Origin of the sequence: Streptomyces sp. NPDC052299 (assembly GCF_040679335.1) — a bacterium.
Lineage (GTDB): Bacteria > Actinomycetota > Actinomycetes > Streptomycetales > Streptomycetaceae > Streptomyces.
On sequence record NZ_JBFAUP010000007.1, the window covers coordinates 339,322 to 360,128 of the forward strand.

Annotated in this window: 18 protein-coding genes, 1 pseudogene and 1 CRISPR repeat array; of the genes and pseudogenes, 6 read left to right on the forward strand and 13 right to left on the reverse strand. The window is 68.8% G+C overall.

What is annotated here, in order from left to right; translation table 11 throughout:
* Positions 1 to 44 precede the first annotated feature (44 nt).
* From AB0L33_RS15085 to AB0L33_RS15095, 3 genes are all read left to right on the forward strand, one after another.
* Positions 45 to 2,780, forward strand: coding sequence for a LuxR C-terminal-related transcriptional regulator (locus AB0L33_RS15085; protein WP_365681364.1), 2,736 nt, complete (start codon positions 45 to 47; stop codon positions 2,778 to 2,780).
* Positions 2,781 to 3,167: 387 nt separating this feature from the next.
* The gene (locus AB0L33_RS15090; RefSeq protein ID WP_365681366.1) at positions 3,168 to 4,172 is read left to right on the forward strand and encodes a sporulation protein; all 1,005 of its coding nucleotides are present in this window, start codon (positions 3,168 to 3,170) and stop codon (positions 4,170 to 4,172) included.
* Between the two features lie 131 nt (positions 4,173 to 4,303).
* On the forward strand, positions 4,304 to 4,759 hold the full coding sequence (locus AB0L33_RS15095; RefSeq protein ID WP_365681368.1) for a tellurite resistance TerB family protein: 456 nt from the start codon (positions 4,304 to 4,306) through the stop codon (positions 4,757 to 4,759).
* 122 nt (positions 4,760 to 4,881) lie between these two features.
* Here the strand turns inward: AB0L33_RS15095 and AB0L33_RS15100 are convergent, their stop codons facing one another.
* Positions 4,882 to 5,814 carry a M56 family metallopeptidase gene (locus AB0L33_RS15100; protein ID WP_365681370.1) on the reverse strand — a complete coding sequence of 311 codons (933 nt, stop codon included), beginning with the start codon at positions 5,812 to 5,814 and terminating at the stop codon, positions 4,882 to 4,884.
* A gap of 6 nt (positions 5,815 to 5,820) precedes the next feature.
* On the reverse strand, positions 5,821 to 6,207 hold the full coding sequence (locus tag AB0L33_RS15105; protein ID WP_365681372.1) for a BlaI/MecI/CopY family transcriptional regulator: 387 nt from the start codon (positions 6,205 to 6,207) through the stop codon (positions 5,821 to 5,823).
* 132 nt (positions 6,208 to 6,339) lie between these two features.
* On the opposite strand from AB0L33_RS15105, the gene AB0L33_RS15110 reads away from it, so the two are divergent.
* Entirely contained in the window at positions 6,340 to 6,573 is a 234-nt protein-coding gene (locus AB0L33_RS15110; RefSeq protein WP_365681374.1) for a hypothetical protein, read from the forward strand.
* 153 nt (positions 6,574 to 6,726) lie between these two features.
* Entirely contained in the window at positions 6,727 to 6,999 is a 273-nt protein-coding gene (tatA, locus tag AB0L33_RS15115) for a Sec-independent protein translocase subunit TatA (RefSeq protein ID WP_365681376.1), read from the forward strand.
* On the opposite strand, the gene mgtA is transcribed toward tatA, so the two are convergent.
* The 3 genes and pseudogenes from mgtA to AB0L33_RS15130 form a co-directional block, all read right to left on the reverse strand.
* Positions 6,970 to 9,543 carry a magnesium-translocating P-type ATPase gene (mgtA, locus tag AB0L33_RS15120; protein ID WP_365681378.1) on the reverse strand — a complete coding sequence of 858 codons (2,574 nt, stop codon included), beginning with the start codon at positions 9,541 to 9,543 and terminating at the stop codon, positions 6,970 to 6,972. The genes tatA and mgtA overlap by 30 nt on opposite strands.
* A gap of 9 nt (positions 9,544 to 9,552) precedes the next feature.
* Positions 9,553 to 9,924: a metalloregulator ArsR/SmtB family transcription factor gene (locus AB0L33_RS15125; RefSeq protein WP_365681380.1), complete on the reverse strand. Its 372-nt coding sequence runs from the start codon at positions 9,922 to 9,924 to the stop codon at positions 9,553 to 9,555.
* 220 nt (positions 9,925 to 10,144) lie between these two features.
* A pseudogene (locus AB0L33_RS15130) lies at positions 10,145 to 10,309 on the reverse strand (pirin); the annotation flags it as partial.
* Between the two features lie 91 nt (positions 10,310 to 10,400).
* Between AB0L33_RS15130 and AB0L33_RS15135 the strand changes: the two are divergent.
* Positions 10,401 to 11,558 (forward strand): tyrosine-type recombinase/integrase, encoded by a 1,158-nt coding sequence (locus AB0L33_RS15135; protein ID WP_365681382.1) that lies wholly within the window; start codon positions 10,401 to 10,403, stop codon positions 11,556 to 11,558.
* A gap of 70 nt (positions 11,559 to 11,628) precedes the next feature.
* Here AB0L33_RS15135 and AB0L33_RS15140 read toward each other — a convergent pair whose 3' ends face one another.
* From AB0L33_RS15140 to cas3, 8 genes are all read right to left on the reverse strand, one after another.
* The gene (locus tag AB0L33_RS15140; RefSeq protein ID WP_361021116.1) at positions 11,629 to 11,811 is read right to left on the reverse strand and encodes a helix-turn-helix domain-containing protein; all 183 of its coding nucleotides are present in this window, start codon (positions 11,809 to 11,811) and stop codon (positions 11,629 to 11,631) included.
* A gap of 255 nt (positions 11,812 to 12,066) precedes the next feature.
* A CRISPR array of direct repeats spans positions 12,067 to 13,271; the repeat unit is 37 nt; unit sequence GTTGCGATCCTCGGCCGCCCCGGAGGGCGACCGCCAC.
* A 132-nt stretch (positions 13,272 to 13,403) separates the two neighbouring features.
* A complete protein-coding gene (cas2, locus tag AB0L33_RS15145) occupies positions 13,404 to 13,697 on the reverse strand; it encodes a CRISPR-associated endonuclease Cas2 (RefSeq protein ID WP_365681385.1) in 294 nt (97 codons plus the stop codon).
* Complete coding sequence (gene cas1c / locus AB0L33_RS15150; protein ID WP_365681387.1) at positions 13,694 to 14,728, reverse strand: type I-C CRISPR-associated endonuclease Cas1c; 1,035 nt, start codon at positions 14,726 to 14,728, stop codon at positions 13,694 to 13,696. Before cas1c ends, cas2 begins: the two co-directional genes overlap by 4 nt.
* Positions 14,725 to 15,387: a CRISPR-associated protein Cas4 gene (gene cas4 / locus AB0L33_RS15155; protein ID WP_365681389.1), complete on the reverse strand. Its 663-nt coding sequence runs from the start codon at positions 15,385 to 15,387 to the stop codon at positions 14,725 to 14,727. The genes cas1c and cas4 overlap by 4 nt, the downstream gene beginning before the upstream one ends.
* Positions 15,384 to 16,292 (reverse strand): type I-C CRISPR-associated protein Cas7/Csd2, encoded by a 909-nt coding sequence (gene cas7c, locus AB0L33_RS15160; protein WP_365681391.1) that lies wholly within the window; start codon positions 16,290 to 16,292, stop codon positions 15,384 to 15,386. The genes cas4 and cas7c overlap by 4 nt, the downstream gene beginning before the upstream one ends.
* Before the next feature lie 64 nt (positions 16,293 to 16,356).
* Positions 16,357 to 18,114 carry a type I-C CRISPR-associated protein Cas8c/Csd1 gene (gene cas8c / locus AB0L33_RS15165; RefSeq protein WP_365681393.1) on the reverse strand — a complete coding sequence of 586 codons (1,758 nt, stop codon included), beginning with the start codon at positions 18,112 to 18,114 and terminating at the stop codon, positions 16,357 to 16,359.
* Between the two features lie 2 nt (positions 18,115 to 18,116).
* On the reverse strand, positions 18,117 to 18,878 hold the full coding sequence (gene cas5c / locus AB0L33_RS15170; protein ID WP_365681436.1) for a type I-C CRISPR-associated protein Cas5c: 762 nt from the start codon (positions 18,876 to 18,878) through the stop codon (positions 18,117 to 18,119).
* Between the two features lie 164 nt (positions 18,879 to 19,042).
* A complete protein-coding gene (cas3, locus tag AB0L33_RS15175) occupies positions 19,043 to 20,806 on the reverse strand; it encodes a CRISPR-associated helicase Cas3' (protein ID WP_365681395.1) in 1,764 nt (587 codons plus the stop codon).
* Position 20,807: the final 1 nt, after the last annotated feature.

Sequence of the window (20,807 nt, forward strand, 5' to 3'; positions counted from 1 at the left end):
CCCTTGATCTGGACGAGAGGGCCCGGCGGGCGCACCATGGCCCGATGCCAGACTCTCCGCTGCGGATGAACACGTTCCACGAGGCCGGCCCCGCGCTGCCGGTGGTCCCCGAAGACGTGCAGCACATCCGCCGGACGGTCCTGTTCGGGCCGCCCGGAAGCGGCAAGACCCACGCCGCCGAAGTCCTGGGACGACGCCTGGGCCTGCCCGTCGTGCGGCTTGCCCCGCGACCGCAGGACGCGCGAGTTCCGTACGCCGGGCTGCTCGAACTCGCCCTGGCACTCCACGTACTTCCCGTCGCCCGGGAGCTGGCGGCCGATCTCGACGTCGCCGCTGATCAGCCGGGCCCTCCGGACGACGCCGGTTCGGCCCTGCGGCTGAGACGGCGGACCGCCGGCCTGCTGCGGGACGTTCCCCCCATGACGCTGGTGGTGGACAACGCCCAGTGGCTGGACGCGGCGAGCGCGGCGGTCCTGGGCTGGGCGCTGCGCCTCACTCCGGACCTGGCCGTCATCGCTGCCGAGCGAACCTGGCGCCCGGGGGGCGCGGAACACTGGTGCGGGGAAGACGCGTACGCGGTGCGCATCCCGCCCTTGACCGGCCCTCAGGTCGCGACTCTGCTGGTCCCGTACCGGCTTGCCCCTCGCGAGGTGACGCGCATCCACACCCACAGCGGCGGGAACCCTGCGCTGGCCCTTGCGCTCGCCCAGGGCCACGGTCGCACCTCCGCGACGCCGTTCGCCCCGGACAGCGAGGCCGGCCACCCCCTCCCTGCCGCGGCCCGCCAGTTGGTGGGCGAATGGCTGGGCACTGTGCCGGGAGAGGTCCAGGAGCTGCTGACGTTCGCCGCGCTCGACGACCGGCCGGACCTCGACCTGCTCGGCGGCATCGCCGGCCCGGCGGCCGAAAGCCTCCTCGCGGAGGCCGAGGCGGCCGGGCTCATCGACCTCGCACGGCCCGGCGACCCCCTGCGGTTCACCGCCTCCGCGGTCGGCACCGAGCTCGTGGCCCGGCTCCCCGGCCACGCGCGCAGGCTGCTGCACGCCCGTCTGGCCCAGGTGTCCCGCGACGGCGTCCGGCGCGACCGGCACACCGTGCTCGCGACCGATCCGGCCGACCCGCGCGCGGCCCGGCCCGCCGCCCGTGCGGCCGCCCGCGCCCGGCTTCGCGGCGAACACGCGCTCGCCGCGGAGCTGTCCCTCGTCGCCGCCCAGCGCACCCCGCAGGACGACAGCGACCTGTTCACCGACCGCGCCCTGATTGCCGTACGCGACGCCGGCCACTATGGCGACGTCTCCCGCGCCCGGACCGCCGCCGCCCTCGTCCTGGGACACGACACCACGCCCGCGCAACGCGTCGACGCCCTCATCGCGCTGATCGACGCGAGCGGGCAGCACCTGAACAGCGTGGACGAACTGTTCGCCGGTGCGCTCCACGCGGCAGCCGGACATTCCGGCCTCGTCGCCCAGGTCCTCATCCGCCAGTCCCTCTGGGCCAACGTCAACGAAGGCGATCCGCACCGGGCTTGTGCCCTCGCCGGTCGGGCCGCCGTCCTCGCCGAGTCCGCGGGCGACGCCGCCGCCCTCGTCATGGCGCGCACGATGGAGGCCCGCTTCCAGCGCATCCTCGGCCACCCGGACGCCGACGCCTCGCTCAGCCGCGCCCTGGCCCTGCCGCGCACGGACGCCGTCCCCCTCAACGGCACACCTCAGCATCTCGCCGCCCGGCACATCCTCTTCGACGACCGTCCGGACGAGGCGCGCACCGCGCTGCTGCCCCTGCTCGTCGAGGCCGAGCGGTCCGGGGACGCCGAGGCGACCGTGGACATCCTGCGCAGCCTCGCCGAGGCGGAACTGCGCGCCGGGCGGTGCGCCAGGGCGCTCCACCATGCCCATCGCGCCCAGGCGCTGACCGACAGGACCGCGCTGTCGTCCGCTCCCGCGCTCTACACGTCCGCCCTCGTCGAGGGCGCCGCCCGGGACACCGACGTCGCGCTCGTCCACGCCCGCCGCGGCGCCGACACCGCGCGGCAGGAGGACAACAAGGTCTTCCTCTCCCGCAACCTCTTCGTCCTCGGTCATCTGCTCCTGACCACGGGCCGCCCGAAGGAAGCCCTGGAGGCGCTGGAGGAGGTGAGCGAGCTGGAGAAACTCCAGCAGGTGCGCGACCCGTCCGTCCTCCGCTGGCATCCCGAACTCGCCGAGACCCTCATCGCCCTCGGCCGCCACGATCAGGCGCAGGGCCTGCTGGACGACACCCGCCGCACCGCGACCGGCCTCGGCAGGAGCGCGGCCCTCCCTTCGCTCGACCGCGCCCAGGCGCTCCTGGACGCCGCCCGCGGTGACTACGACAGCGCCGCCCGGCGCCTCGGCGAGGCGGCCGATCGCCTCCGTCACCTGCCCGTCGAGCGCGGCAGGACCCTGCTGGCGCTGAGTCACACCGAACGCCGCGGACGGCGACGCGCGAGCGCCCGCGCGGCAGCACAGAGCGCGGTCGACCTCTTCACCCGCCACGAAGCACACCCCTGGGCCCGGACCGCCGCCCACACCCTCGACCGGCTGGAAGCCGTCCCCACGGACAACGGCGCGCGCCCCCGCCTGACCCGGGCCGAACGACGCTGCGCCGAACTCGCCGCCGCCGGTGCGAGCAACCGCGACATAGCCACCACCCTCACCGTCAGCGTGAAGACGGTCGAGGCGACTCTCACCCGCGTCTACCGGAAACTCGGTCTGCGCTCCAGGGTGCAACTCGCGCGCGTTCAGGCTCCCGCGGGCGACTAGGACTCTTCGTCTGGATCATGCCGGGCTCGCCGGGCCTTGCTCGCGCATGCACCACTTCGCCAGCGGCCTGCGGGTGGTACTCAACGTGCCTCCATGGCCAGGTCAGCAGCGTATTTCGGCCTTTCTGCCGGCGGGTGGCCGAAGCGTGCGTCCTGCCCGGCAGAGCAACTCTATGCTTCTACTTGTTTGTAGAAACAGGACCGGGGGCGACCCTGGCCGCGTGCCCGTGGAGAGGACACATGGCTTCGATGGGGCCCAGGCGCCGGCCGCTCTCGAAGCAGCCGAGCAGCACCCGGCCACTGAGGCTCGGTGCCGCCGGCACACACTCTTCCGGCCGGACGGCGCCGCCTCATGGAACACATGAACGCATAAGGAGTGAACGCCGGAATGGTGTTCAAGCGACTTCTCGGCTCGCTGGGCGTAGGTGCCCCCGCGGTCGACACGATTCTCGATCCGGCTCCGGCCTTGCCCGGCGGCACTCTCACCGGCCAGGTTCACCTCAAGGGCGGGCAGGCCGACTTCGAGATCGAGGACATCACACTTGAGCTCGTGGCCCGGGTCGAGGTGGAGCACGAGGACGGGGAGGGCGAGGGCGTCGTCGTCTTCGACCGGTTCGTCGTCGGTGGCGGCTTCCGGCTCGGGGCGGAGGAAACGCGCAGCGTGCCCTTCCAGGTCGCGTTGCCCTGGGAGACACCGGTGACCGAGTTGCACGGCCGGCCACTGGGCATCGTGCTCGGGGTGCGCACCGGGCTCGGGGTCGCCGGCGCGAAGGACAAGGGCGACCTGGACGCGCTGAGCGTCACGGCCCTGCCGGTGCAGGAGGCCGTCCTGGAAGCCTTCGGGCAGCTCGGTTTCGGCTTCAGGTCGGCCGACCTGGAGTACGGGCACATCGGCGGGACGGGTCAGCAACTGCCCTTCTACCAGGAGATCGAACTCCTGCCGGCTCCCCAGTACGCCCACCAGCTCAATGAGGTCGAGCTGACCTTCCTGGCCGGGCCTGGTGGGCTCGAAGTGGTCCTGGAGGCCGACAAACGCGGTGGGCTCTTCTCCTCGGGCCACGACGCGGTCACCCGCTTCACCGTCGGCCATCACGACGTCCGCGACTGGACGGCCGAGGTGGACGGCTGGGTGCGGCAGCTCGTCGAGCACCACGCGACGTACGGGGCGCACAGCACGTACGGACACAGCGATGCGTACGCCGGCCACGGACATCACGACCTACCGAGCCATGGGGGCCATCAACACGACGACCACCATCGCTCGGGCGCAGGCGTGGGGACCGCCGTCGCGGCCGGAGCGGCCGGACTCGCGGTCGGCGTGGTCGGTGGCGTGGTCGCCGCGGAAGCGGTCGACGAGGTCGGCGATTTCTTCGAGGGTGACGACGAGGGCTGAGAGCCCGCGTCCGTTCGAGGGGGCAGGGCCCCTGGGCCCGCTCACCCTCCCCGCACCCTCCGCACATGCGTAGAAGCATTCGATGCTCCGCCCCTGAGGCCGGGGCACGCCTTTCACCGTTTGGAGTAGTCATGGCCCTGTGGGATCGCTTCAAGGAGTCCGCGTCACAGATGCAGACGCAGCTCATGGCGAAGAAGAACGACCTCAAAAGCGGTGCCTTCCGCGACGCGAGCATGGCGATGTGCGCCTTGGTCGCCGCGGCCGACGGCACCGTCGACTTCTCGGAGCGGCAGCGCGTCGCTCAGCTGATCTCGACGAACGAAGTGCTGCAGAACTTCCCCGCCGAGGACCTGCACCGCCGCTTCGAGGACAACCTCGACAAGCTCACCGCCGACTTCGCCTTCGGCAAGGTCACCGTTCTCCAGGAGATCGCCAAGGCCAGGAAGAAGCCCGCCGAGGCCCGTGCCGTGGTGCAGATCGGCATCGTGATCGGCGGCGCCGACGGCGACTTCGACAAGGACGAGCAGGCGGTCGTCCGCGAGGCCTGCTTCGCCCTGGACCTGCCGCCGCACGAGTTCGACCTCTGACCCCTGGGCGACTGCCGGCGTCGGGGCGGTCCAGCGATGCGCCGCCCCGGCGTTCCGCCTGCCGGTCCGGGCCAGGCGGGTGTCGTACGACCGCCGCGACGTCGGCCCGCGACGCTCGCTGATCAGAGCGGCGCCTCGGTGTACAGGATGAAGTACATCGTCAGGGCCGAATTCACTGAGGCCATCGCCGATGCGGCGGTTCCCGCCGCCGCCGTCCACGCCGCCCAGCCGACCGAGCCGGACACCGAGGACCAACTGCGCGCCACCGGGGCGGGGCCGAGCAGAGCGGCCACCCTGCGCGGAACCGGCCCCGGTGTGGCCATGCCGGCCAGAGTCGGCACCGGAACACCTCGTGAGACCAGAGCGGCCTTCCCGATCGCCCGGGCCACGACTCGCCGGTCCCCCACCGCCGCGGCCGCTTCCTCGTCCGCCCACCGCTCGGTGGCGTACGTCACGGTGGTGCGCAGCGGTCGCAGGAACGGATTGGCGTGCGAGGCGAGTTGCACGGCCAGCAGGAACCGGTGATGACGTCCGGCGAGGTGGGCGCGCTCGTGCGCGAAGAGGGCCCGGCGCTCCGCCGACTCCAGGCAGCGCAACAACGCGGTGGTCACCACGACCCGGTCCCGTCGCCTTCCGGGCAGTGCGTACGCGTAGGGCGCCCCGTCCGGCAGCACAGCCACTGCCGTGGCGGGGAGCCCGGCCAGCGCACGGTGGGCGCTGCGACGAACCCGTCCGTGACGCCACAACACCCGGCCGCAGGCCAGCAGCGCCACACCCAGCGCCGGAATCGCCGCCTTGCCGACCACCTCGTCGAACGGGACCGCCGCGCGCACGTGCGGATCGGACCATCCGTCGGGCAACGGGTTGCCCGGAAGCTGGGCGGTGCCGACCACCATCACCAACGCCAGGCACACCGTGCTGCACAAGGCCATCGCCACGGCCAGAGCCGTGAGCATCCTCGTCGTGGTCCGCGGATGCAGATGCTGTTCGGCGAGGCGGGCGATCGGCCATGCCGACAGGGGCAGGATCAAGGGGAGGAAGACGAAGACACCCATGCGGCGTCAGTCTCCCCCTTCGCTTCGGGGGTGAGCCAGCAGCTCGCGCAGAAGGACTTCGTCCGCCGGGTCGAGAGCGGTGAGGAAGCTGGCCAACACGGCCTCTCTGTCGTTCTCGGCGTCCAGGACCTTCCGCATCCTGCGTGCCGCCAGTCCCGCCTGATCGGCGACCGGCTCCCAAGTGAAGGAACGGCCCACCCGCTCACGCGTGACCACACCCTTGCCCAGCAGCCGAGTCAGGATCGTGATGACCGTCGTGTAGGCGAGGTCCGCATCGAGACGTTCGTGCACCTGGCCGACCGTCGCCGGTGCGCCGGCCTCTCGCAACGCGGACAACACCAGCGCTTCGAGTTCGCCCTGCCCCCGCCGCCTGGGGCGCCGGCCGTCCACCACGTCCGGTCTCCCCTCCACCCGCTGCCGTTTCCCGGGGCGACATCGTACAGATCCCCAGGCGGCACTTCATTCACCTCGACGATTGCGCAATAATTGAAGTGATTGACTGTCGCGAGGAGGAGAGGTCGGGGGATGCCCGGATCGAACGGCTCGGTGCCCGCGGACCACGAGGTGCGTACGACGTATCGGCGCGCCCTTGTTCACGACGAGGGGACGAGCTGGCCGCAGCCGGGCGCCGTCCTGGGATGGTGGACGCGCCCGGACGGGATCGAGATGTGCCGCCTCCGGACCTTCGGGACGAAGGCGGCACGGTGGACCGTGTTCGACCCCGATCGAATCCACCTTCTGGTGGAGGGTGGCACCTGATCCGAGCCGCATGACCGGCTCGCAGGCCCCTCCGATTAGTACTACAGTTGCGCAATGCAGCAACCATGACGGGCGTCACGACGCGAACGTCCTCAGCACGTCCGAAGTGCCCGTCATTTCAAACCGCTGGGAATTCGAGAGAGGGGTGGGCGCATGCTCCGCAATGGACTGGAACCGTGGCACCTGCTGGTCGTCGCCATCGTGGTCATCCTGGTGTTCGGCTCGAAGAAGCTGCCGGACATGGCGCGCTCGCTGGGTAAGTCGGCCCGCATCCTGAAGAGCGAGGCGAAGGCAATGAAGAGTGACGCGACGCCTGCGGCGAGCACGTCACCCACGAGCACCGCCGCCCCCGCACAGCCCACGATGCAGCGTGCGACTGCCGGCTCCCGGCCTGCTTCATCGCGTCCGGCGGTGCAGGACGAGTAGCGCCGCCGCGTACAGCACCAGCAGCGCCCCCAACACCGGGTAGTAGACGGCGGGCAGTGGCATCAGGTCCAGCCACGGCCCCATGGGGGAGAGCGGCAGAACCACACCGGTCACCGCGAGCCCCGTCGCCGCCCAGCGGACGGCCCCCGGAGCCCGTCCCCCGGCGGCACGGCGCCCGGTCCGCAGCAGAAGCATGACGAGTGCCTGCGTCAGCAGGTTCTCGGTGAACCATCCGGCGTGAAAGCCGGCTTGGTCCTCCGGTCCGAGAGCGCCCGGCAGACATGCGGCCAGTACGGCGAACGTGGCGAGGTCGGCGAGCGCCCCCAGGACACCGAACCCGGTGAGGGAGCGCAGGAAGACGCTGCGACTCAGCTTCGTGGGGCGTCTCAACTCGGCCGCGTCCGGCCGGTCGTGGGCCAGGGCCAGTTGGGCGGCGTCGAAGCAGAGGTTCTGCACAAGGACCTGGGCCGGAAGCATCGGCAGGAACGGCACCAGCAGTCCCGCCACGAGCATCGCGATCACGTTTCCCATGTTCGAGGACAGCGTGATGCGCAGATACGAGGCGATGTTGGCGCTGGAATGCCGGCCCGCGAGGACAGCGTGCCCAATGGCGGTCAGGTCCTTGCGCGCCAGTACGACGTCGGCGCTCTCGCGGACCGTGTCGGCACCGTCACGCGGGCACACGCCGACATCCGCGGCGCGCAGGGCCGGCAGGTCGTTGACGCCGTCGCCCAGGAAGCCTGTCGTGTGCCCGTGGGTGCGCAGGGCCGTGACCACCCGGGCCTTGTCGGCCGGGGTGCAGCGTGCGAACACCGTGGTGCCGGCGGCCAGCCGGGCCAGCTCCTCACCGCTGAGACCGGCCAGCCGATCTCCCGTGATCACGGACCCGGGGTCGATCCCGAGGTCGCGGCAGGCACGGGCGGCGGTCTCCGGGTGATCGCCGGTGAGGACCTTGATGGTCACTTCCTGCTCGGCCAGGCTGCGCACGGCGTCGTGCGCGGTCTCCGCCAGAGGGTCGTGGAATGCCACGAAGCCGCGAAATTCCAGGCCGCGTTCGTCGGCCGGTGTGTAACCGCGTGTGCGCGCGGTGCGCTGTCCGGTGGCCACTGCCAGCAGCCGCACTCCCTCGGCGGCGAGTGCGTCCGCCCGCCGGAAAAGTCCTTCTCGTTCGTCCTCGCTGATCGCGCAGCGCTCCAGGACCTCCTGGACCGCGCCCTTGACCGCGAGGGTGTGCGCGCCGAGACGGCCGGGGCTCCGTAGGACCGCGGTGGCGAGACGGCGTACCGGGTCGAAGGGCAGGACGTCGACGCCGTCGTACCTCTCCCAGTCCTCGGGTCCGGTGGCCGTGAGCACGGCCTCGTCCAGCGGGTCGGGGTCCGTGAGGTCGGCGGCCTGCAGCGTCCACCAGGCGGCGGCACCTGCCCAGCGGAGAGCGTCCGGATCCGTGCGGTCGCGATCAACGACCGGACGCCCCTGGGTGAGTGTGCCGGTCTTGTCGACGCACAGGACGTCGACGGCCCCGAGGTCGTGCAGGGCCGGCAGGCGGCGCACGATGACGCCGTGCGTGCGGGCGAGAGAGGAGGCGCCCCGGGCCAGACAGATGGTGACGATGACCGGGAGCATCTCCGGGGTCAGACCCACCGCGACCGCGACCGCGAACGGCAGGGTCTCCAGACCCCGGCCGCGCAGGGCCGCGTTCGCCATGAGCACGAGCGGCGGGGTGATGAGCATGAACCGGATCAGCAGCCAGGAAATGCCCTGCACCGAGCGGTCGAAGGAACTCTCCGCCCGCCCGTGGCGGGGTCCGCGCACCGCGGCGAACCGGGTGTCCGCCCCGGTCGCGACCACGACCCCGGTCCCGCTGCCGGCGGCGACGCTGCTCCCCTGGAAGCACAGATGCGCGGTGTCCGAGGCTCCCGGCGCGTCCAGGGGCAGCTTGGCCACGGGCTCCGACTCCCCGGACAGGGCCGCCTGCTGGACCATCAAGCCGCGCGCCCGCAGCAACCGCAGGTCCGCGGGGACGAGGTCGCCCGGCGCGAGGTGCACCACATCGCCGGGCACCAGGTCGTCGACGGGAACCTCACGCATGCGCGGTTCGGCGCCCTCATGACGTCTGCGCTTGACGCTCGCGGTTCCGGAGACGAGGTCCCGGAGCCCGGCCCCGGCCCGGTCGGCACGGAACTCTCCGTGCGCACGCAGGGCACAGCTGACCAGGACCAACGCGAGGATGACGCACGAGGTGCCCCATGCGGCGACGAGCGCGGAGACCAGCCCCAGGCAGAACAGCACGGCGGTGAAGGGATCGCGCAGACTGCGGCAGAACCTCGCCGGCCAGGAGACCCGCCGCGCGGCAGGCGGGACGTTCGGACCCCAGCGCGCCAGCCGGTCCTCGGCGTCGGCGTCGGTCAGCCCGCGGGGGCCCACGTCAAGGGCACGCAGTATTTGCAGGGCGGTCAGGTCACCGAGAACGGGGCGGACGGCAGTCGCCGTCCGGATTGCCGGTCCGGGGACCGCGACGGACTCGCCCGGGCCGGGCATGGTCATCTCGCAACCTCAGGCACCGCTGCCACGCAGTCGGCGGACCGGAGCCCGGTTCTGCTCGGCGCGCTCGGCGAGCCCGCCGACCATCGACCGCACGACGGCCACCACGTCCGGATCGTCGACGAAGTACACCTGCCGACGCCCTTCACGGCGCGAGCGGACCAATCCGGCCAGCTTCAGCTTGGTCAGATGCTGACTGACCGCGGGCAGCGCTCCGCTGACCCGCTCCGCAAGTCCGCTCACATCGCTCTCACCCTGGGCCAGCGCCCACACCATGTGCAGCCGAGTCGGCGAAGCCAGCAGAGCGAACGTCTCGGCCGCCTGTCCCAGCACGTCGGCGGACGGATCCTCGCCCCGTCCCGAACCGCCAGCCCCTGCCACCACAGCCCACTCCCGTCCCGCACCACACTCACGAACGGCGACGCATCACTGCTGCCACCGGTGCAAGCTTATGTGCGCGGCACGGTCCGGACGCCACGCGCTCGACGCACACGTGGTGGGCCTCGGGCCTCTCCCCCTCAGTGCCGCTGGGAGGACTCGACGCCCAGTCCGAAAAGGGCTTCGCTACAGACGAAAAGACGCCAGCAGGTGGAAAATGCCCACCTCAACGCACCCGCCCCCGCGGCTTCAGCGCCACGTCGGGCAGTGCCGGAGCCGGGATCGGCGGCCCGTCGTAGCCGTGCACGGTGCCGAACCGGTGACCGCTCATCCACTCGTCCCGGGCCCGGGCGATCTCGTCCTGGGTCCTGCCCACGAAGTTCCACCACATATCACGCCCTCAGCGTTTCATCCCAGCTCAGAGGCGTGACGCACCATCCGTGGTCAGCAAAGTGTCAGCAAGCGACCCCGGAGACGGAACGATGGCGAGCAAAACCCTGGCCCGCGGTATGGGCACCTTCTTCAAGGACTGCGAGCACAGCGACAGCAGGTGGTCGAAGTGCCCCCACGATTACAAGATCAGGTACCGCAACGCGGCAGGCAAACAGACCGAGGAATCTGGCTTTGCCAACCAGGACCAGGCCATCGAGCGGCTGACGGCCATCTACACCGCGAAGAAGGCAGCTCCGCAGAGTCAGACCAGGGCAGCCCGGATTCAGAAGTACGGGCAGATGCGCTTCGAGGAGTACGCCGCGGATTGGAAGTCGAGCCAACGCGACCTGTCCGCGAGCTCGTTGCGCCACCTCGAGTCCTTGATGAGGCACCACCTGATCCCCGCTCTTGGCAGCCGTCGCATGAGCAGCTTCGACCACAAGGTGGTGGATGGCTTCATCCAAACGATGGAACGGCAGGGGGCCGAGCTGGCAACCCAATCCAATGCCTTCGACAAGTTGAAGGCCATCCTCCTCGATGCCCACCGCCTCGGCCTGTACGACGACAACCCGCTGGAGGGAATCAAGCCACCGCAGTACGATCCGAAGCGCGCGGTAATTCCCTCTCCTGAACAGCTCAAGAAGCTCCGGATTGCCGGCGATGACGATTTCCTCCTGATCACCGACTTGATGAGCGGTTGCGGAATGCGCAACGGAGAAGCTGCAGCGGTCAATATCAACAACATCGTCGCCGACGACATCTACCGAATAACCGAGCAAGTGAACCAAACGACGAAGCTGTATGACCGCCTCAAGCACCGAAAATTGGGCGAGTACCGCGACACACCGCTCCCCGCCCATACGAGGCAGACGATCCTCTGGTACGCCGATAAGCACGGGACGAGCCCCGAGGGGTACTTGATGCGTCATCCTCGGGATTCCAGCCAGACGTACCCGGCCTACAGCCTCTCCAATCAATGGAAGCGAATCAAAGCCTCCGACAACGTGGACATCCCAGAGGGGCTAGTGATCTATAGCTTCCGGCACTACTTCGCCTCGAACTGCTTGAGTCACGGAATTCCGATCACCGACGTAGCAGAATGGATGGGCCACAAGAGCCTGGATATCACGTTCAAGATCTATCGTCACCTAATGCCGGGTTCAATCGGAAGGGCCGCGAAGATGCTCAATATGGGATTGGCTGCATAGAACGCAGGTGGGGCCCCTGTCGATACATGCACAGGGGCCCCACGGGGCCGCTTCCTTAGAGTGACGACGTTCAGAGCTGCCGCATCCGAACCCAAGCCTGAACTTCCGAAGACTTGAATTGAATCTTGGCATTACTTCCATTGCCGAACTTGTAAGCCTTCAGCCCCACAGCTGCCGCCTCCCTGTACACCCAAGGCACGGACATGTTGAGGTATTCAGCTACCTGCCTTACATCCATGAACTGCACAGCCATCACTGTCCGCCCTTCCAGTGGAACGTCTAGGTCTCCGAGACGTTCATATACTCCACGGGGCCTGCGCTTTGGATTGGCCGGGAAATTCCGCTAAGGTGTCATCTCGTATGTTCGGACGGGCGGACGCCAGATTCATTCACCTACACAACGACGCTCGCGGCTCGGATGCGTCGGTCGAGGTTCGGCGTGCCCACCGTTGCGTTCCTCGGTCGCCTTTGGGGCCAACGCCGCCGGGACCACGGTTCTGCCATATCCGTTGCGATCCTCGGTCACTCCAGAGGGCGACCGCCAACCCCGTTGTTGCAGGTGTCGTACGAGGTGCTGGAGGAGTTGCGATCCTCGGCCGCCCCGGAGGGCGACCGCCACCGGGATGGTGCGATGCTCGCGGCGGGACGCTCGGTGTTGCGATCCTTGGCCGCCCCGGAGGGCGACCGCCACCGCCTGGGTGCTGGCACGGCACGCGATGGTGCCGCTGTTGCGATCCTCGGCTGCCCCGGAGGGCGACCGCCACAGCGACTTCCGGTACTTCCCGGCAGCGGGGGACTGGTTGCGATCCTCGGCCGCCCCGGAGGGCGACCGCCACCGCCGGTCCAGGCGGCTCGCTCGCCGAGGTCCAGGAGTTGCGATCCTCGGCCGCCCCGGAGGGCGACCGCCACGAGGGCGCCGTGGTGGAGCTCCCCGTCTACAACAAGTTGCGATTCTCGGCCGCCCCGGAGGGCGACCGCCACCTCATGTTTCGTGAGCTGGGGACATACGCACCCGCGGTTGCGATCCTCGGCCGCCCCGGAGGGCGACCGCCACCACCACCCCGGTACGCCACCAGCTGGCTGCCTGACTGTTGCGATCCTCGGCCGCCCCGGAGGGCGACCGCCACTGCCGTCCAGGCCCGACCCGGCCCGGATCACATGCCGTTGCGATCCTCGGCCGCCCCGGAGGGCGACCGCCACCTGATGCCGGCTGTCGTAGAGGCGCTGCGGTGTCGCGTTGCGATCCTCGGCCGCCCCGGAGGGCGACCGCCACCCTCGGCCGCCTCCTGCGCCGTCTCGGCCGAGTGCTGGTTGCGATCCTCGGCCGCCCCGGAGGGCGACCGCCACCTCGGACTCGGCACGCTGGGGGTCGCGTGCGGGCATGTTGCGATCCTCGGCCGCCCCGGAGGGCGACCGCCACGTCGATCTCCGCGCCCGGGTCGGCCGGGATGCGCACGTTGCGATCCTCGGCCGCCCCGGAGGGCGACCGCCACCGGCGACGCCTGCGGTGACGCAGAGGACCATTCCGGCGTTGCGATCCTCGGCCGCCCCGGAGGGCGACCGCCACTGCGCGACGAAGGGCCCGACACCGTCCGGATCGGGAAGTTGCGATCCTCGGCCGCCCCGGAGGGCGACCGCCACCGGGCCCCACGCCCCGTGGCCCGCCCTGTTGTGCTGTTGCGATCCTCGGCCGCCCCGGAGGGCGACCGCCACGCCATTTGATCAGCGATAACAGCGTACTGGCGCCTGGAACCAGCATCACGAGCGGCCGACCAAAGCACCAAAAGGGACACTTTGCTTCGGTGCGATCTGCGTGTCGTGTGTGTGCTTGAGGTTCCGAAGCAGTCAGAGCACCAAGTCTTCACGGTGTGCTTCGACCTGGGCCGTGCCCAGGGTGTACACGTCGGCGAGGCCGGCGGCGGGGAGTCGGTAAAGACGCACACTGTCAGTGTCTGCGTCGATGATGTCGTTCACCGCCGCGGTAAGTCTGAGCAGGTCGGTTTCGCTGGCGATGATCTCGAAGACAGATTTCTGGACACGAAGCCCGTGGCCCTCGCAGAGTTTCGCGACACGGCGGAGCCTGCGGCGTCCTTCAGGGGTGGTGGTGTCGACATCATAGGTCAGGAGCAGGTCCATCATGGTGCCGTCCAGGGGAGGTACTGGGGTAGGTCGCCGCGGAGGTGCCGGGCGAGGATACGGGCTTGAACCACGGGGAGGAGTCCGGCCGGGACGTCTCGGCCGGCGATGGTGTGTTCCCAGGGTTGGGCTTTCCATTCCTGCCAGGCGCCGAGGACTGTGGTGCGGCCGTCGTCGGTGAGTCGTACCGCTCCTCCGCTCAGAACCTCGAAGTGCTCGCTGCGGATCTGGCGGCGGTTGAGCAGAGTGAGGAGGAACCGGTCCGCCAGGACCGGGCGGAACTCCTCCATGAGGTCCAGGGCGAGTGCGGGCTTTCCGGGGCGCAGGCCGTGCAGGTAGCCGATGTGTGGGTCGAGGCCGACTTGTTCGGCGGCCCCGTGAACGAGGCTCCTGAGTAGTCCGTATGTGAAGGAGAGCAGCGCGTTGACGGGGTCTGTGGGGGGTCGACGGTTGCGGTGAGTAAAGGACGGGATGCTGTCTGAGGGGCGGAAGGCGCAGGCAAGGGCAGTGAAGTAGGCCCGTGCGGCGTTGCCTTCGATGCCCATGGTGATGTCGAGTGATCCGGCCTCGCGGGTTGCGATGAGGGCTGCGGCGAGCTCGTCTGCTTGTGTTCTGATCCTCTGCCGAGCGGATGGTTCGGCGTCTCGGGCAGCGCGCAGGAGAATCCAGCGACTATTACGGATCTTCCCGGCGACCATATTTTTCGCGATGTCGAGACGGGCGACGGGATCGTCGTGGAGTTGGTGCTGGGCGTGGCGTAAAAGCACGTTGCCCTGCACGGCTCCGTCGAGGCGGGCGAGGTAGCGGCCGCCTCGGGTCATCCAGGTGACGGGACGCCGGTCCTGAGCGCAGCGTGTGATGAGTTCCGTGGAGAGGTTGACGTGTCCGTACAGGACGATGGAGTCGATGCGGCGCAGGGGAAGGATCTTTCGGCCGGGGGTTTCGGGGAGGTGTACTCGGAGGCTGTCCTGTTCGAGACGGAGGTCAGCTCCTTGCGTTTGCACGTAAAGGGTGTTGAGGAGTTCGGTGGTCACGCGTTGTCCTGGTCGTCGGCGCAGTAGAGGCGGGCGAGGGCGTCCTGGTAGCGGCCGGTTCCGGTGAGCAGCTTGGGCATGCAGTCGGTGGCCAGTGAGCAGCGTTTGCAGCGGCTGTCTGCGGGTGGGTGTGGTAGTTGGCCGCGGTCGAGCAGGTTGCGGACTTGCTGGGCGGTGTGCAGGACGCGGGAGCGCAGGGTCTCGTCGATGGTGATGGTGTGGCGACGGCGGTCGGTGCCTGAGTAGATGACGGCCTGAGGGACGAGGCGGCTGAACATCTCTTCGAGGCACATGGCCTGTGCTGCGGCTTGGAGATCCGCTGGCCCTTCTGGCACGTAGCGGCCGGATTTGTGTTCGATGGGTAGGATGCGGCCGTCCGCGTGGAGTTCGACGGTGTCGCATACGCCGGTGAGCCCGTGTTGGTCATTCCAAACGGGGAGTGCGTGCAGGGTGCGTATGGTGCCCCGCCCGTGGTTTCCGGGTGTATCGACGCGCTGGTGGAGGAGGGTGCCGCGGACGGTTGCGGCGTCGTCTGTCCACGTTTGTTCGAGGAGGATGAGTCCTGCCTGGCGAGGGCAGTAGGCGTAGTGCTCCAGGGAGGAGAGGGAAACCTGGGTCAGGTCACCCTCTCCAGCCGTGGGCGGGTGCGTCGTGGTCACCCCACGAGCCTTGTGATGGTGACGCCGTTGGGCAGGTCGGCGTCGCGTACGTCGATGTGCCCGTAGTCGGTGAAGGTGCGGGCGGTGGCCTCGCCCAGGGGCTTCACCGTGATGCGGTCGATGAGCTCGTGGGAAGGGGCGCTGCCGAAGGCGTCGGCGTGGGTGAAGACGTAGAGGCCTCGCAGGGCAAGGCCGGCGCGGGCTGCAGCGCGGTCGTGCTCGAGCATGTTGGTGAAGGCGCGCCAGAGGACGGTGAGGTCGTCCGAGGTTACTCCGGTGCGCGCGGCGAGGGGGGCGCTGAAGTGGCCGGCGCCTTTATAGAGGCCGTAGGGGACGATGTGCTTGGAGCCCATTTCGGTCTCTTTGCCCTTGCTTTTGCCCTGCTCCGGGTTGTTCCAGGCGTCGACGTCTTCCTGCCGGGTCGGCGTTACGCGGGTGATGCCGATATCGAAGGGGGTGACGGGGTCGATGGAGCGGGCGAACCCGATCTGGACCGGTCCTTGGACCCGGCCGGCCTTGCGGTCAGCCTTGCCGGTTGACATGACGGCGCCGAACATTCGGACGTCGAAGAAGTTCTGGCACATCCACTGTTGTGCGGTTGCCTGGTTGGTGGCGTTGCCGCCCTTCTCTCCGCTGGCGTAGGCACGTTCGTGCTGGGCGTTGAGTGCGACTCCGGCCTCGACGTAAATGTCGTAGCCGGGCTTGTTGTCGATCTCGGTGATCAGCGAGACCGTGTTGCGGATCTTTCGCTTGATCGCGACGTCGGTGATCAGGCCCTGGCCGGTCACGGGGTCGGTGCGGGGCAGGCCGCCGTTGTCCGGGTCGCCGTTCGGGTTGGAGTCGGTGGCTTCAATCAGGAAGACGAAGTCGTGCTTGCGGGCGGGGTCCAGGTGCGGTGCGGTCATGTTCTCGCTACTCCTTGAGGTAAGGGGTTCAGTGACGTGTTGTGGGCCGGTGGCGGGCGGGGGCCTACGCCTGCGAGTTGTCCTCGCTGTTTTCCTTCGCCCGCCGGATGCGGTCCCACTTGGCGGCTCGTTCGTGCTCGTATCCCATGACGAAACGGCCCTGCTGGAGCGGACTGAGATGGCGGGGCATGTCCTCGCTGAACAGGGCGAAGAGTTCGCTGATCCTTCGTTCCAGCGCGGCAGCAGCTCCCTTTTTGTCCCGGCGCAGGCGCTTGAGGTGGGCGTTGGCGTCGACTCGGAGGTTGGTGAGCGTGGCCCCCGGGGCGGTGGCCGCGGTGCGGAAGTACCTGTCGCGCAGGGTGGTGTTGAGGTCGGGCAAGGCGGTGGTCTGGATGTCCTCGAGGACGGCGAAGAGACGTCCGCACAAGTAGGAGGCATCGCGGCAGTCGGCGTCCAGGGTGGTCATAACGTGGTCCTTGGGGTCGCTGGAGCGGTTGAGGATGAGTCGCAGCAGCGCGATCCGGGCGGTGTCGAGATGTTGGTCGGCATGGATGCGCTGCAGGAGCAGCGGCAGTGTCCGGGCGGGTGGGGGTGTGCGGCGCAGGGCGCTGTGAACGAGTTCGGCTTCCAGTCCGTGGGGTTCACTGCCCTTCGCGTAGCGGCCGTCCTGGGCACGTCCGCAGCAAAGGGCTAGGAGCCAGATGGGGACGTAGCGGGTGGTGCCGTTCCATCCGTCGTAGACGCCGTGGTCCTTGTACCAGGCGGCGACGGTGTGCTTGAGGTCGGTGAGAGGGATGTCGATCCAGTCTCGGACCACTAGGCGGGCGTTGTTGAGGCCGAGGGTCAGTGCGTGGAACTCGTCGTCGTCGACCCGTTGTGTGGTGTGAGGGGTGGGGCGGTTGTCGAGGGAGTCGATGAGGTGGGCGATGTCGGCCGGGTCAGGAGCGTTGCCGAAAAGGAGGGCCATTGCGGAGTCGTCGCTGGCTTGGCGGGTCCACCACACCATGACGCCGTCGTCACGGAAGGGCCGCTTGTGCTCCTCCGAGGCGAGAAGGTGATTGAGGACGGCCATGGCTCGGCCGCCGCAGCGGTGGCAGATGGGCGTGTTCACCAGCTGGGTTTTGCCGTTGCGGCCCTGGGCGGCTTTGTTGATGCTGACGAGCTGGCCCTCGTTGCTGCCGCCGCTGGTGGGGACTGCGCCCTTCTTCACCGGCTCCGGAATGGTGGCCAGCAAGGGGGCGACGGTGCCGCAGACCAGGCATAGGCCGGGCTTGTCGTCGTCGCCGCCCTTGCGTTCCCGTACGACGGACGCCCACGTGGTCTTGACGCTGGGTTCCTCATGCAACCAGCGTGTTTCGACCATCACCGCGACAGTGTCCTTGGCCTGGACGTCATTGGGGATGTTCAGGCCGGCGGGTCCTCCGCCTGCAAAGTACGAGCGCAGAGCTGTGGCGCGGGGGTCGTCCTTCCTCTCTCCGGCCCAGCGAAGGGCCAGGTCGCGGTAGGTGGCGTGGCGGCGGGCCGCTTCGTCACGCGCCTTGTCCGTGGGCCGGTTCTTCCTGTCCTTGGGCACGCCCAGGACGAACTCGGCGGTGTCGACGAGCATGTAAGGGGGCACTTTGGTACCCGACCGCTGTACGTAGGGCACCGGCATTGTGCGGGCCTGGTCGCGATTTTTCGCTGAGACTCGCAGGTCCCTGAGCGTGGCGGTGCCCTCGTTGTTGAGGTCGAGGACCCAGTGGATCTGTTTGGTGCGGTAGTACTCGGCCGGCAGGACGTCGCCGAGCCGGTCGGCGTACTCGGTGAGCCGTTGCAGGAGCACGGTCAGCTCTCCTTCGCGTCCGCGCGCCACGGCCCGTGGAGCATGTCGACGGACTCTTCGCCCAAGGGCTGCAGGGGCACGTTCAGGACGCCGTCGAGGAGGCTGGCTCTAAACCACCGGTAGCGTTCGCCGGCATTGGTGTACGCGATGGAATGGAGCATCACGCCGAGCTCTTCGGTGTGGTCGAGCCGTAGGTGATCGTGGTCGGGGTTGGAGGGGCCGAAGAAGGCGGTGAACTCCCGGCACCCGAAGAACGGCTGGGAGAAGGAGGCACCCCGCTCCACTCGTCGGCGCAGCTGCTCGCGGTACTTCTCCTCGGAGGCCGGTGGGTGGTCCCCGGACCCCTTGAGTGCGTGGGCCGCGACCACGATCTGGGCGTGGATGCGGTAGCGGACGTCACGCAGGCACATGGTGTTGCGCTGGTCCCGGTCCTCTTCAACGTCGTAGCGGCGGCCCCTTCCTTCGCGGAGACTGCGGTAGTCCGGACCCGTGATCACGGAGCTGACCTCGTTTCGTCGGAGCCGTGTCCAACGGATCGGTGCCAGAACCTCGATGCGGCGGATCACATACTGGAATTCCGGCTTCCAGAAGATGGCCTGGAGCAGCCCGTTCGCCGCAGACGGTGTCATCACCTGATAGCTGACTCGTTCCGCTTTCAGCTCGGGGCGGGTGAAGCAGGCGAGATCGCCCCAGGTCTCAACGACGAGGTCGGGAAAGGTCCAGCCGTCGTTCCGGCGGGCTTGTCGGCGTGGGCTGGTGGTCATACTGCTCAAGGGGTAGCTCCTTCAGTACGCTGTCGGCTCCGGGCCGAGGACAACGAGGGCCGGCACCGTTCGGGAATCAGGTATCGGCGACAGCAAAGCCGCCGTCCATCGGTGAGCCAGTCCCGTTGGTGCCGTAGGGATGGAGTGCAGGGCGGGCAGTGGTGTCAGATGAGGAAGGCGGAGCTGTCTTCACGGTCCTCGGGGTCGAGGCCTCGGATGTCGTCGTAGTGGCCGCGCCATACGACGAGATCTCCCGCAACGGGCTCCGCCAGGCCCGTACGCAGCGCCTCGGAGACCTCGTGGCGTGGCAAGGTCGCGGTATGCGGCTGCAGGCGGCGTAGACACTCGGGACCGCTGGGGTAGGGAGCGCGCATCCGGTGGATGTCCGCCCAGATCGCGTCCTGCTCCTCAGTCGTCTTCTGGGGTCTGACCACCACGACGGACTGGCCGTAGGCGTCGTCGATCATGCGAAACTCTCGGGCGACCTGGGGAAAGTCCCAGGCCCTGCGCAGTTCCTCGATGCGCTCCCCCATCGGGTGGTCTTCGCCCTGGAGCGCGTAACGCTTGGCGTAGTAGAGGGCCAACGCTTCCAGGTCGTCGGGATCGGCCAGCGGATACGGGCCGAAGTACTCGGCCGTGGCTTCGAGCGCGGCAAGGTAGGACAGGTCCTTGGGCGTGCCGCCCTCTGCGGGCCGGAACACGACCACAGTGCCGGGTTCGCCCATCCGGTCGTCACGGTTGCACCGCCCTGCAGCCTGCTGTAGCGACTCGGCTGGCGCCCAGGCGCGATACACCCAGGGGAAGTCGACATCGACGCCGGCCTCGATCAAGGAGGTCGACACGACCCACAGGGGAAGGCCCTTCTGCAAGCGGGTGCGGATCTGTCCGATCACCTCCTGGCGGTGCTCCGCGGTCATGCGTGTCGACAGGTGCAGAACGGAGTCAGGGGCAGAGGCATGCTCGGTGAGGAGGCGGTGCAAGTGCGCCGAGTCACGGGTGGTGTTGACCACTGCAAGAACTTGCTGGCCGGCTCGCTCCTCGATGTCCTCCGCCACGGTCTGCCAGGTGACGTCATCACCAAGCTGCCACTCGTACTTCACACGCCTGAGCTGGTCGAACAGGCCGGGGACGTCCTCCACCATGCCGTTGCGCGGCACCCCGTCCAGCTTCGACAGTGACCAGAAGTCCGGCTGCGTCGCCGAGGCCAGGACGACCGTTGCCCCGTACCGCTCGACCAGACCTCTCAACACACTGAGGATCGGATTCAGCAACCGATCGGGCAGCGCCTGTACCTCGTCCAACACGATGACCGATCCCGCCACCCGGTGCAGCTTGCGCATGGACGAGGGCTTCGCGGAGAACAACGACTGGAAGAGCTGAACCATCGTCGTTACGACGATCGGTGCGTCCCAGTTCTCGGCAGCCAGACGCGCCCACGTACCTCCACCGCTGTCTTCATCCAGTCCGACGGAACTGTGGTGCTCCAAAACCACCGGCTCGCTGTCTGCGTCCTCCTCCATCGGATCGAGGAGCGACCGGTACACCGCAGCGTTCTGCTGCGTGATGCTGATGAAGGGGACGGCGAAGATGACACGCCGCATTCCGTGTCTGGCAGCATGGCGGAGAGCGAAGCCCCCCGCGGCGATCGTCTTTGCGCCTCCGGTCGGCGCGTGCAGGACGTACAGCCCGGGCTCGCGCGCGGCAGCCGCTACCGCCTCTGCGAACACCCGGCCACGGATCGCGTCCACGGGGGACGTTGGCCGGTTCGCCAGGAAGGCGGCGCGCCGCTCCTCAAACCTCTCAGCCAGGAGCACCATGTCCCTCACCGGGGCAAGCCGCGGCGCCGATCGACCGGCAAAGTGCGCGCTGGTATCAAGAAAGTCGGCGTCCACCAGGCAGCTGAAGACCATGCGCACCAGCAGGTCCAAC